This is a genomic window from Paraburkholderia nemoris, from assembly GCF_905221015.1.
Taxonomy (GTDB): domain Bacteria; phylum Pseudomonadota; class Gammaproteobacteria; order Burkholderiales; family Burkholderiaceae; genus Paraburkholderia; species Paraburkholderia nemoris.
Genome location: NZ_CAJNBO010000009.1, coordinates 1 through 12,565 on the forward strand (window position 1 = coordinate 1; position 12,565 = coordinate 12,565).

10 protein-coding genes are annotated in these 12,565 nt (G+C 60.9%); 7 read left to right on the forward strand and 3 right to left on the reverse strand.

Translation table 11 applies throughout. The annotated features are described in order from the left end of the window. On the forward strand, positions 1 to 390 hold a 390-nt coding region (locus tag KHO33_RS15380; RefSeq protein WP_211629218.1), incomplete at its 5' end, for a hypothetical protein. 207 nt (positions 391 to 597) lie between these two features. Here KHO33_RS15380 and KHO33_RS15385 read toward each other — a convergent pair. Beyond that, a complete protein-coding gene (locus KHO33_RS15385) occupies positions 598 to 2,868 on the reverse strand; it encodes an NADP-dependent malic enzyme (protein ID WP_200565264.1) in 2,271 nt (756 codons plus the stop codon). 347 nt (positions 2,869 to 3,215) lie between these two features. Beyond that, on the reverse strand, positions 3,216 to 4,448 hold the full coding sequence (locus KHO33_RS15390) for an MFS transporter (RefSeq protein WP_200565263.1): 1,233 nt from the start codon (positions 4,446 to 4,448) through the stop codon (positions 3,216 to 3,218). Positions 4,449 to 4,850: 402 nt separating this feature from the next. Here KHO33_RS15390 and KHO33_RS15395 point away from each other — a divergent pair, with 402 nt between their 5' ends. Beyond that, entirely contained in the window at positions 4,851 to 5,537 is a 687-nt protein-coding gene (locus KHO33_RS15395) for an orotate phosphoribosyltransferase (protein ID WP_054043249.1), read from the forward strand. A gap of 102 nt (positions 5,538 to 5,639) precedes the next feature. On the opposite strand, the gene KHO33_RS15400 is transcribed toward KHO33_RS15395, so the two are convergent. After that, positions 5,640 to 6,329, reverse strand: coding sequence for a response regulator (locus tag KHO33_RS15400; protein ID WP_200565262.1), 690 nt, complete (start codon positions 6,327 to 6,329; stop codon positions 5,640 to 5,642). A 264-nt stretch (positions 6,330 to 6,593) separates the two neighbouring features. On the opposite strand from KHO33_RS15400, the gene KHO33_RS15405 reads away from it, so the two are divergent. The 5 genes from KHO33_RS15405 to KHO33_RS15425 all read left to right on the forward strand — a co-directional run bounded on the left by KHO33_RS15405 (position 6,594) and on the right by KHO33_RS15425 (position 12,559). After that, the gene (locus tag KHO33_RS15405; RefSeq protein ID WP_054040902.1) at positions 6,594 to 7,196 is read left to right on the forward strand and encodes a YbhB/YbcL family Raf kinase inhibitor-like protein; all 603 of its coding nucleotides are present in this window, start codon (positions 6,594 to 6,596) and stop codon (positions 7,194 to 7,196) included. Positions 7,197 to 7,473: 277 nt separating this feature from the next. After that, a complete protein-coding gene (locus KHO33_RS15410) occupies positions 7,474 to 8,046 on the forward strand; it encodes a flavodoxin family protein (protein ID WP_200565261.1) in 573 nt (190 codons plus the stop codon). 288 nt (positions 8,047 to 8,334) lie between these two features. Continuing rightward, positions 8,335 to 9,282 (forward strand): N-acetyl-gamma-glutamyl-phosphate reductase, encoded by a 948-nt coding sequence (gene argC / locus KHO33_RS15415; protein ID WP_200565260.1) that lies wholly within the window; start codon positions 8,335 to 8,337, stop codon positions 9,280 to 9,282. A gap of 492 nt (positions 9,283 to 9,774) precedes the next feature. Further along, positions 9,775 to 11,208: a DUF2957 domain-containing protein gene (locus KHO33_RS15420; RefSeq protein ID WP_200565259.1), complete on the forward strand. Its 1,434-nt coding sequence runs from the start codon at positions 9,775 to 9,777 to the stop codon at positions 11,206 to 11,208. A 100-nt stretch (positions 11,209 to 11,308) separates the two neighbouring features. Further along, positions 11,309 to 12,559: a DUF2957 domain-containing protein gene (locus tag KHO33_RS15425; protein WP_200565258.1), complete on the forward strand. Its 1,251-nt coding sequence runs from the start codon at positions 11,309 to 11,311 to the stop codon at positions 12,557 to 12,559. The last annotated feature ends 6 nt before the right edge of the window (positions 12,560 to 12,565 follow it).

Genomic DNA, 12,565 nt, shown 5'->3' on the forward strand with positions numbered 1-12,565 from the left:
GCTCGACTACGTCAGCCCCATGACGTTCGAGAAAAACTGGTTCGCCGCTCAACAGGGACGAGCCGCATAAATCTCTCAGCTATGGGATTCGCTAAACAGGGGCAAGGTCAAACTGCTACTTCAACTACCAACCGCTACTTCAACTACCAACTGCTACTTCAACTACCAACTGCTACTTCAACTACCAACTGCTACTTCAACTACCAACTACAACAACACACACTTACTACCAGTACTGCAACCCATTGGTACTACTGTCTTCACCATCAGAACTATTACAGCCACTACGAACTTCTCAACACCAGAGGAAGCGCAGCGCCTTACTCGAAGCAAAGGATTGACCAGCCGACTGTTCCGTTGCCATCGCGTTGTGCTGCGCCTCAGAAGTAACTTTACAAAAGTGTCACAGCGAATCGAATAGGAGCATTCTTAAAGCTCGCTTAGCTCCATAAGAATTTCTCAGACCAACGGCCATGGGCATAAGAATGCACACATAAAAAAACGCCACGGAATCAACTTCCGTGGCGTTCTCACAGGCTTACCGCAAACGCCGCAATCCGCGCGGCGCAGCTTCAACCTATCCGCATTACTGCGTATTCACCCCTTGCGTGCGTTTGCCGAAGCCACCGCCGTCATGTTGATGATCCGGCGTACGGTCGCAGCCGGCGTCAGGACGTGCACCGGTTTCTCAGCGCCCAGCAGGAACGGACCGACCGTCACCCCTTCGCCGCCGATCATCTTCAGCAGGTTGTAGGTGATGTTTGCTGCTTCCACGTTCGGCATGATCAGCAGGTTCGCTTCGCCGGTCAGCGTCGTGCCCGGGAACGCAGCCTTGCGGACTGCCTCCGACAACGCCGCGTCGCCGTGCATTTCACCGTCGATCTCGAGCGAAGGCGCACGTTCAGCGATCAGCTTGCGAGCTGCCGCCATACGTTGCGACGACGAAGACGGCGCACTGCCGAAATTCGAATTCGACAGCAACGCAACCTTCGGCGTAATGCCAAACTTTTCGATTTCGCGCGAAGCCAGCATCGTCATGTCGGCGAGCTGTTCGGCGGTCGGCGTTTCGTTCACGTACGTATCGCAGATGAACAGATTGCGGCCCGGCAACATCAGCAGGTTCATGGCAGCGAAGTTCTGCACGTTGTCCGCTTTACCCAGCACCTGTTCGATGAACTTCAGATGCGCGTGGTACTGGCCTATCATCCCGCAGATCATGCCGTCGGCTTGACCAAGGCGCACGAGGATCGCGCCGATCAGCGTGTTGAACTTGCGCATCGCGGCCTTCGCGACGTCCGGCGTGACGCCTTCGCGCGCGCCGAGTTCGTGATACGCCTGCCAGCATTGCTGATAGCGCGGATCGTCTTCCGGATCGACCACCTCGAAGTCTTCCCCGCATTTCAGCTTCGAGCCCATCTTCTTCAGACGCATCTCGATCACCGACGGACGGCCGACCAGAATCGGCTTGGCGATCTTTTCCAGCAGCACGAATTGCGCGGCGCGCAGCACACGCTCGTCTTCACCTTCGGCGAACACGATACGCGCCGGCTCCGACTTCGCGGCAGCGAACACCGGACGCATCACCATGCCGGTGCGGTACACGGTGGTGCCGAGTTCTTCGCGATAAGCGTCCATGTCCTTAATCGGACGGGTTGCGACGCCCGAATCCATCGCGGCTTGCGCGACAGCCGGCGCGATCTTGATGATCAGGCGCGGATCGAACGGCTTCGGAATCAGGTATTCCGGGCCGAATTCGAGCGAGTGGCCTTCGTACGCCTTGGCGACTTCATCGCCCTGGTCGGTTTCTTCTGCCAGCTCCGCAATCGCGCGCACGCACGCGAGCTTCATTTCTTCCGTGATCGTGGTTGCACCGACATCCAGCGCGCCACGGAAGATGAACGGGAAGCACAGCACGTTGTTGACCTGGTTCGGGTAGTCCGAACGGCCCGTTGCGATGATGCAGTCCGGGCGCACCTTCTTCGCTTCTTCCGGGCGGATTTCCGGTTCCGGATTTGCCAGCGCCAGAATCAGCGGCTGGGTGCCCATTTCGACGACCATTTCCGGCTTCAGCACGCCGGCGCTCGAACAGCCGAGGAACACATCGGCGCCGCGAATCGCGTCGGCCAGCGTGCGCGCTTCGGTGTTCGCCGCGTAACGTTCCTTCGACGGATCAAGGTTGCCGCGGCCTTCGTAGATCACGCCCTTCGAGTCCGTGACCAGCACGTTCTTTTTCGACAGGCCCAGATTCACCAGCAGATCCAGACACGCGATAGCCGCTGCGCCCGCGCCCGAACACACCAGCTTCACTTCGTCGAGCTTCTTGCCGACCACTTTCAGGCCGTTCAGGATTGCCGCCGAAGCGATGATCGCGGTGCCGTGCTGATCGTCGTGGAAGACCGGAATCTTCATGCGCTCACGCAGCTTCTTCTCGATGTAGAAGCACTCAGGCGCCTTGATGTCTTCGAGATTGATACCGCCCAGCGTCGGCTCGAGCATCGCGATCGCTTCAACCAGCTTGTCCGGGTCGGACTCGCTGAGCTCGATGTCGAACACGTCGATGCCGGCGAACTTCTTGAACAGACAACCCTTGCCTTCCATCACCGGCTTCGCAGCGAGCGGGCCGATATTGCCGAGACCGAGCACAGCCGTGCCGTTCGTGATCACGCCGACGAGGTTGCCGCGCGAGGTGTACTTCTGCGCGTCGAGCGGGTCTTCGTAGATCGCCATGCAAGCCGCGGCGACGCCCGGCGAGTACGCGAGCGACAAGTCGAGCTGGTTCGACAGTGGCTTGGTGGGCGTGACCGAAATCTTGCCGGGCTTCGGAAACTGGTGGTAGGCGAGAGCGCTTTGCTTAAGTTGTTCGTCCATTTTTTAGCCTGCGAGACGTAAGTAATTGGGCCCGGCACACTGCACCGTTGGCGTCGCGTACGTCTATCGAATGGATAATCGACTGCGGCGGTTTTCGCATGCGCCGGTTCGGCGCGGCGTCGAACCTCGGCGGAGGGCAAGACGGTGCGGAGTGCTACGCGGGTCGGTTAGTGTACACCCCGAATGCGTCGATGCACTGAGTGGTTAACATGGCTCGCCATCGGCGAAACACCGGCCAGCAATGCTGCAGCGCCGCATCCAGCGGACATTGGACCGGCCATTGAGCGGCTGCCCGCACGTGCCGCATGCCGAGGTCAAGCATGGGTCAGGCGTGAGTCACGCGCATTTCATTCGAGCTCGGCGCCGCGTCGTTCCGGGATCAGAATGAGTGTCGCGAAGATATCGAGCAGATAGATCGACGCGAGCAAAGCGAGCGCGGCGCCGAACGAATAGCGTGCGGCCAGTGCGCCTACGACGACCGGCCCAAAACCGCCGACCGCACGGCCGACGTTGAACAGCACGTTCTGCGCGGTGGCGCGCGCATCCGTCGGATAAAGCTCGGAGATCAGCGCGCCATAGCCGCCGATCATCCCGTTGACGAACACGCCCATCGCCGCGCCGCCGATCAGCAGCGCCATCGGCGTGGTCAGATGGGCGTAGACGAATACCATCACCACCGCGCCCACCTGGTAGAACAGGAACGTCGGCTTGCGGCCGAAACGGTCGGCAGCCATGCCGAACAGCCAGATGCCGCACGCCATGCCGAGAACCGTCACAGCGGTCCACACGCCGGACCTGGTCAGCGAATAACCGAACGTCTTCGACAAATAGCTCGGAAGCCAGATCATCAGACCGTAATAGCCGAAGTTCTGTACTGAACAGAGAATCGCGACGCCGATGCTGGCGCGCGTAGTGCGTCCGTCAGCCACCAGCAATTTGAGCGGTAGCTTGCGCATTCCCCGTGCGACGCGCTCGGTGAACAGCGCCGGCTCCTCGACGCGACGCCGCACGACAAACGACACCACGGCAGGCAACAATCCAAGCGCGAACATCCCGCGCCAACCGATTACAGGAAGCAGCAAAGGCGTCAGCAACGCGGCCGCCAGCACCCCGAGTTGCCACCCCAACCCGACATAAGAGGAGACGCGCGCCCGCTGCGACGCCGGCCACGCCTCGGCCACCAAGGTCATGCCAATGCCGAACTCGCCGCCGAGGCCAATGCCTGCAATGGTCCGATAAGCCAGCAGGTCGGTATAGCCCTGCGCCAGCGCGCACAGCCCGGTGAAAACGGCGAAAATCAGAATCGTCCACGTCAACATCCGCACACGGCCGAAATAGTCGCTCAGCACGCCGAAAATCAGGCCACCCGCTACCGCGCCGATCAGCGTCCAGGTGACGAGCGAACCGGCTTGCGCGGAGCTCAGATTCAGATCCGCGGCAATCACCGGCAGCATGAAACCGAGGATCAGCAGATCGAAGCCGTCCATCGCGTAACCGAGCACCGAAGCGATCAGCGCGCGGCCGGCATAGCCGCTCCTGGCAGGTTCACGGGTCTCGGTGGCAGAAGAAGCGACAGTCATTGAAAGCATTCCGTAGGACAGGGAGGCGGCAACCCGGCACGGCCGCCCAGCAAATTCGCGTGAGTGTAAAGGCACGCCAGGCCGCTCACAAGCAAGCCAAAAAGCAGCCTGAAAAACAACCCGGCACGCAGCAGCAATACGGCTCTCGACGAACCGCGCACGCCCTGTTCAGCGCGGCCGTTATGACCGTCATTCGCTGCCGGCACGCACGACGGCCTCCTCGGGAGGGCCCATTTCGGGTAAAATGTCGGGCTACGCGCGCAGCAAAAACTGGCCTGCACTCCACTGACCAGTTGCGTATTTGCCTATCAAGGCGCCGCCCATCATGGCGCGGTATACCCAGCTTGCTGCGCCACCGGGCCTCGCGCCCGCTTCTCCTCGCTCACACCCAAGGATCCGCCCATGACAGGCTTCGATCGCCAGACGATCTCCGACACGACCGCCAAGATGCTGCTGGAAGTGCAAGCAGTGCACTTCAACGCGGAGAAACCGTACATTTTCACGTCCGGCTGGGCGAGCCCGGTTTATATCGACTGCCGCAAGCTGATCTCGTATCCGCGCGTGCGCCGTGGCCTGATGGAAATGGCCGAAGCCACCATCCTGCGCGACGTCGGCTATGAGCAGATCGACGCGGTGGCCGGTGGCGAAACCGCCGGCATCCCGTTCGCGGCATGGCTGTCCGACCGCCTGATGGTGCCGATGCAATACGTGCGCAAGAAGCCGAAGGGTTTCGGCCGTAACGCGCAGATCGAAGGTTTGCTGACCGAAGGCCAACGCGTCCTGCTGGTCGAAGACTTGACCACGGACAGCCGCAGCAAGATCAACTTCATCAACGCGCTGCGCACTGCCGGCGCGACGGTGAACCATTGCTTCGTGCTGTTCCACTACAACATCTTCAAGGAAAGCGTGTCGGTGCTGAAAGACATCGACGTCGATCTGCACGCGCTTGCCACGTGGTGGGACGTGTTGCGGGTCGCCAAGGCCAACAATTACTTCGACAGCAAGACGCTCGACGAAGTGGAAAAATTCCTGCACGCGCCGGCCGAATGGTCCGCGGCACACGGCGGCGCCAACGCAACGCCGCAGTAAGCGTAGTCGCTTGATCCGGATGGAATGAAAAGGCCGCCTGTCGATGAGACAGGCGGCCTTTTTCTATTGATCTCGCCCAGCCGGGCAAAGAGGTGACCGCGACTAGGATGTGCTCCCGGGATCGTCGACCGAATGAGACGAGAGATTCAGCAAGCCGTTGCTCTGCGCGTACTGGAACAACTCCGAGTCGCGATCAATGCCGAGCTTGCGCATTGCCGTGTTCTTCTGCGTACTGATCGTCTTGATACTGCGATTGAGCTGCTCCGCAATCTCCTTGATCGTCATGCCGGACACGAACAGGCGCACCACCTCGAGTTCGCGCCGCGACAGCATCACATCTTCGTTCTTGCCCCCGGCATTCATGCGCAGCGTATCGAGCGACGCCTTGACCGACGGGCTCATGTATTCCAGGTTGCGACTGACGTGCTGCACCGCGAGCCCAATATGGCTCAGATCGTCCGATTTATTGACGACCGACGTCACGCCGAGTTCGCTCAAGCGTTTGAGCAACGCGGCGTTCTCCAGCATCGTCAGCACGACGATGGGAAGGTCGGGAAAATTGCGGCGCAGATAGCCGATCAACGGCAAACCGTCACCATATTGGCCGCCTGGCATGGCCAGATCCGTGACGAGCACATCGCACGCAACGGTTTGCAGCACCTTCACCAGTTCGGTTGACTGTCGCGCGCGCGCGACGACCTGCAGGCCTGGAAACTTGAGCAAAGCTTGTTCGGCGCCGAACAGAATCACCGGATGGTCGTCGGCGACCACGACCCTGACTGGATCTTGCATTGCCCTCCCCTCGACGGATAAACCGCTCTCCAAAACTTCTGACATACCTTTCTATTCTTGGTACTTGAACTGATCGGGCACGCGCCTGTATTCGCGCGAATAATTCCTCCGACTATAGCCGATTTCGCGTCCGCCAAGCCCGCTGGCGGCAACAATGATCCGTTGCAAAGCGAATGTTAGACTTGATTCGACCCTGGGGCACAAAATAGGGACAATAATCCTCGCGAGGACAACCCCCTCGCGCCCTGACAGGAGAACCGGCACATGCGCTCGCGTTGCCTGGTTGTTTCGCTTGCTTCGCCATTCCGCCGTATGCCGTCCCTCACCTGCGCGATGCTGGGTCTCGCGCTATTCGCGGCGCATTGTCCTGACGCATCTGCCGAGGGTGTGTTCACGCTGACCAGCACCAGCTTCCGCGCGGGCGGTACCGTGGACGCGGCTCAGGTTTTCGATCAGGACGACTGCAAAGGCGGCAATCGCTCGCCGCAATTGACATGGCACGATGCGCCGGCCGGAACGCGCAGCTTTGCGGTCACGGTATTCGACCCGGATGCGCCCGGCCGCGGCTGGTGGCACTGGGCCGTAGCGGCGATTCCGGCCACCGTCGACAGCCTGCCGGAAAACGCCAGCTCGTCGGGCTTCCTGAAGAAACTCGGCGCGGTCGAAGCGCGCAACGACTTCGATATCGACGGCTACGGCGGCCCCTGCCCGCCGCCCGGCAAACCTCATCGCTATATCGTCACCGTTTATGCACTGAGCACTCCGGACCTGCGCCTCGCTCAGGGACGCCCTGCGCTCATGTTCGATCACGAGATCGGCACTGCCACGCTCGGCAGCGCGCGGATGGTGGTGAGCTACGGAAGGTAGCGGCGTCCGTCTACATCTGAGCCGAACTGCATCGGCTGCGAGCCGAAACGTGACTCATATCGTGCAGGGTGCCAAGCCCAGACAAGTCGCGCCGTGGATCGACACGCCGATGAGTGTCCGGCTCGTATCGCATTGCTGCCGCTGCGGAATTTCTGTCATCCACGCACGCTAATGTGCAACCGGGCGGCGCAGGCGATGCTTGTCGATGTCGCGTCGCTACATACGCACGCACCGTTGCCGTACTTACCTCTGCTTTTTCACCTTGCCGGAGAGTGTTATGTCGAAAATCGTCATCGTTTATCACAGCGGCTACGGCCACACTAAGAAAGTCGCCGAAGCCGTGCTGGCCGGCACGCTCGAAGCCGGCGCCGACGCGAAACTCATGCCGGTCGGCGAGATCGACGACGCGGCCTGGGCAGAACTGGCGGCCGCCGACGCCATCATCTTCGGCGCGCCGACCTACATGGGCGGCCCCTCCGCCGACTTCAAGAAATTCGCTGACGCGAGTTCGAAGCCGTGGTTCGGCCAGACGTGGAAGGACAAGATCGCGGCCGGCTTTACCAACTCGGCGACCATGAACGGCGACAAGTTTTCGACGATCCAGTACTTCGTCACGCTGGCGATGCAACACAGCATGATCTGGGTGGGCACCGGCATGATGCCGTCGAACACCAAAGCGGCGACCCGCAACGACCTGAACTATGTGGGCGGCTTTACCGGCCTGCTGGCGCAGTCCCCTGCGGATGCGTCGCCGGAAGAAGCCCCGCCTCCCGGTGATCTGGAAACTGCGCGGATGTTCGGCAAGCGCGTTGCCGACGTGACGGTGCGGTGGAACGCGGGCGTTCAATAACGCTGCGTTCGAAGGCTCGCGCTGGGGAGCCATGGTCAGGTCGCGCACACTCGAGTTGGGCGCGGCGCTGGCCCGAACGCGTGCTGCGCGCCCATGGCAAGCGCTGCTAATTTGCTTGGAACCCACTTGCATCGGCACGCATCTGTCGCGTAACCGGTCACGCCAATGTCATTTTCAGCGCGCATCGTCGTTTTTTCATCCCGTTTCGCACACCCGCCGCTATCAGGTCTTAAAATAGCGTTCCGGCGCGGTGTCGCGCCCCGTTTCCAGCAAGCCAGCGAGATCGAGATGAGCACGAAAGTTTTTGTCGACGGACAGGAAGGCACGACCGGCCTGAAGATTTTTGAATACCTGTCGCAACGCGCCGACGTAGAGATCCTGCGTATCGAAGAAGCGAAGCGCAAGGACCTCGAAGAGCGCCGTCGTCTCATCAACGCATCGGACGTCACGTTCCTGTGCCTGCCGGATGTCGCTTCGCGCGAGTCGGCCTCGCTGGTCGACAACGACCACACGGTGCTGGTCGATGCCAGCACGGCCTTCCGCACGTCAGCCGACTGGGCCTACGGTCTGCCCGAACTGAACCACGCGCAGCGCGAGCGTCTGCGCACCGCGAAACGCATCGCCGTGCCGGGCTGCCATGCATCGGCCTTCGTGCTGGCCATGCGTCCGCTCGTCGAAGCAGGTGTCGTGGCGCCGGAGTTTGCTGCGCACGCTTACTCGATCACTGGTTACAGCGGCGGCGGCAAGAAGATGATCGCCGACTACGAAGCCGGCGGTAACGACAAGCTGAAGAGCCCGCGCCCTTACGCACTCGGTCTCACGCACAAGCATCTGCCGGAAATGGCGGCGCATACGGGCCTGAAGTCGGCACCGGTGTTCACGCCGATCGTCGGCGACTTCTACAAGGGTCTCGCGGTCACCACGTTCTTCTCGCCGAGCCAACTGGCCAAGAAGGCCACGCCGCAAGACGTACAAGCGCTGTTCGCCGAGTACTACGCGGGCGAGGGATTCGTGAACGTTGCGCCGTTCGACGCGGAAGCAAACCTCGACAGCGGCTTCTTCGACGTACAGGCGAACAACGACACCAACCGTGTCGACCTGTTCGTGTTCGGCAATGAAGAGCGCTTCGTGACAGTCGCGCGTCTCGATAACCTGGGCAAGGGCGCATCGGGCGCGGCAATCCAGTGCATGAACCTCGCGATCGGCGCCGACGAAGAAGCCGGCTTGAAACGCTAAACAGGTTCGAGACACAGACGGCAATTCGCCGTCAATCCCCCAAAAAAAGCCGGTCTTTACAGACCGGCTTTTTCTGTTTTAAAAACCTGCACTCGCAATCCCTCTTTAAAAGTTAATCAGTAGTAGCCCGCATTACTTTAAAAAGAAAAATCGGAATGCTCACCAACTGCCGGTAATTCATTCCCTGAATTGACCCGCACAGCATAGTTTGCCGCATAGGGAAACTCCGGATTTTTTGGCGAACGGTCGTTCGAAGATCATAGAGCCATTTTGCTGCAACGCTTGCCTGGTAAGGGTGTGCCGCGAAGCAACGGTACCGCCGCCGAACCCAAAATTCCTTTTTTGTTTAAAAGGGCTGCGAGGCCCCACATGGCGTGCAGCCGGCAAACATTTCGCTGTTTGAATCGGTCTTTTTAGACGGCTCATTCAATTGACAGGCATTAATCGCGCAGCGAAATTAGTTCGCACAATTACAGGAAGGGAGACAGCAGTATGTCGCACGCCATTACTCGAGGCCTGGCGATGGCCATTGCCACGGCCCCACTTCTTATCGCCTGCGGCGGTGGCAAGGCGGACAACCCCGGTCCGATCAACGCACCGCAATGCTCGGGCTCGAGCTGCGGCGTGCAAGGTCCGCCGACTTCGAACGCTGGCACGACGGCGTTATGTCCGGCCACTGCTGACATCGTGAAGACCACGTTCCTGGGTGGTGCGGGTAGCGGCGAAGTGGTGCAGGTGAATATCGATGCGACGGCGATGACTTATTCGCTCAAGTGGATCAAGTCGCCGATCCCGTTGACTAACGCCGACGTCACGATCACACGCGAAGGCACGACGATCACTGGCGCGGTCATCCATCCGCCGACCGGCGCGCTGCCGACCGCGGAGCAGATTCGTTGCGCATTCATTCTCGGCAAGGGCACAGGCACAGCTGCCGCCAACGGCACGACCTACACGACGCCGGATTTTGTCAACAACCCGAACCCGCCGATCATCCTCGTTGGCCAAGGCGTGGCCGGCGGTGGCATCCCCGGGGCGGACGTCGAATATGACGGACTGACCATCATCCCAGGTGTTATCGATCACGTCGGCGCAGTGCCCGCCCGACACTTCGATTTCTATCCGTTCCTCGGTTTTGCGAGCACGACGACGGACCTCACCAAGCTCGCGGGCACATACAACGGCCTGCTGTATCACCTCGTCCCATCTGGCTCGTATGCGGCAACAGCGACCAACACGGTCGAAACCTTCGATGCAAGCGGCAATTGCACCGGCTCGAATACGGCCAACGCTGCCTTCACGCCGAGTCCGAGCGGCTGTCTCTCCACCGGCACGGCGTGGACGGCCAATAGCGCGGGTTATTTTGACAGCCAGAACGCGCCGCAAATTGGCACGCAACTGAAGCTGCCGCCGTTTAACCAGCCAAGCGGTATTTCGGCGCAAGCGCACATGATTCTCGGCCAGATCAACGGCGCAACGGTCCCGCTTGTCATCCGCACCGGCTCTGTGAATCTCGGTACGCCTCCGTTGCATCTCGACGCCAAGGTAGACGACGAATCTGGCATCGCCATGCTTGCCGCGGCCACGCCGCTTGCATCGGGTGGCTTCGACGGCGGCTATGTCGGGGCGGACTCGAACTTCAAGTCCACCGCGGCGTTGATCCAAGGTGGCGTCGGCACCTTCATCAATCCATCGACATCCGCCGCCGAAGACGGTTTTGGTTTGGGCTACGGCCTGCCGAGCCCCGGGCTGGTCGGTGTCCAGCAAGCCAACGGGCAAACCGGTCTGGCGATTGCCTCCGGCGGGCTGTATGCGATCGAGATACAAGGCACGGTCAATGGAGGCGTTGCGCCGACTTCCCAACTCAACAGCAGCACCGCGACCAGCGCCCCCTACTTCGGCATCGGAGCGCAGATCAGCAAGTAACGAACGAAGGACCGGTAGTTCGCAACTCGAGGCATAAATAGAGCAATAGGTGGCTGGACTGGGAGCCGGCCACACACAACGAGAAAATTCTGGAGGCGGTATGAAATGGAGAATCCTTTCGGTGCTCGCTCTTGCAGCACCGTTGCTGGGGGCGTGCAGCGGTGGTGGCGGCGGCAATGGAGACGGACCGGTGACGGAAGTTCGCCTGTGTCCTGCGTCGCTCGATTACGGCACGGTGTTCACGGGCGGCGGCGGTGACGGCGAACTGGTCAAGCTGCAGATGGACACGACCAAGATGACCTGGCAGATCAGCTACATCGAATCGCCGATTCCGGCGACCACCGGCACCGTCGCACCGACGCGCGCCGGCCAGAGCGCAAGCGGCACGCTGACCCAGGAAACCCTGCTGCCGACGCAGAAGCTCAACCAGTGCGCCTTCCGCCTGAACGGCGCCAGTCTCGACCCGAATCGTCCGGCGCGTATTTTCGTTGGCGAAGGCGTGGCGGGCGGCACGATCCCGGGTGCGGAAATTTCGTTCGGCGGGATTCTCGGCGTAGGCGCAGTACCCGACACCAAGTTCCCGTACTACCCGTTCATCGGTTTCTCGTCGATTGAAACGAACCTTGCGAACGTGGTCGGCACCTACAACCAACTCGGCTATCACCAGGTTCCGTCGCAGAACTTCGCGCCGGTCGCGGTCGATACGAAGATCACGATCAATGCGGACGGCACGTGGAGCGAATGCGACAACTCCGGTGTCAACGCAGGCTCGTGCCAGCAGCCGGGTACAAACTTCGTGCAGTCGTCGGACGGCAGCGGCGCATTCGAAACCGACAAGTTCCAGGGCCAGGCCAAACCGACGCTCGCCACCACGCCGAAGGCGCGCGGCTACATGATCGTCGGCAAGCTGCGTAACCAGGTGGTGCCGATCCTCGTGCGGACCGGCGCGGCGAACTCGTCGGTGACGACGCCGGTGAATGGCGAACTCGGTCCGTACGCGGACGACGAATCGGGCATCTCGATTCTGGCGCCGCAAACCTCGATCGCGGTGAACTCGCAAAACGGTGAGTACATCGGTGTGGATAGCCAGTTCGACTATCGCACTACCGCGCTCGAAGGCACCGAGGCCACGCTGCTCGATCCGTTCAATGCTTCGCAGGCATCGCTTGCGACGGCGCTGAATCTGGCCTTCACGCAGACCGTGCCGGGTGTCGTGACGACGACGCAAGTGGGCGCCTCGACGGGCACCACGCCGACAGGAAAGATGATCTTCACGGGTGGCGTGTTCGGCTACCTCGATCTGACCAACGCGGCCTCGCCGTACTTCACGATCGGCGCCTTCGTCCAGTAATGGACG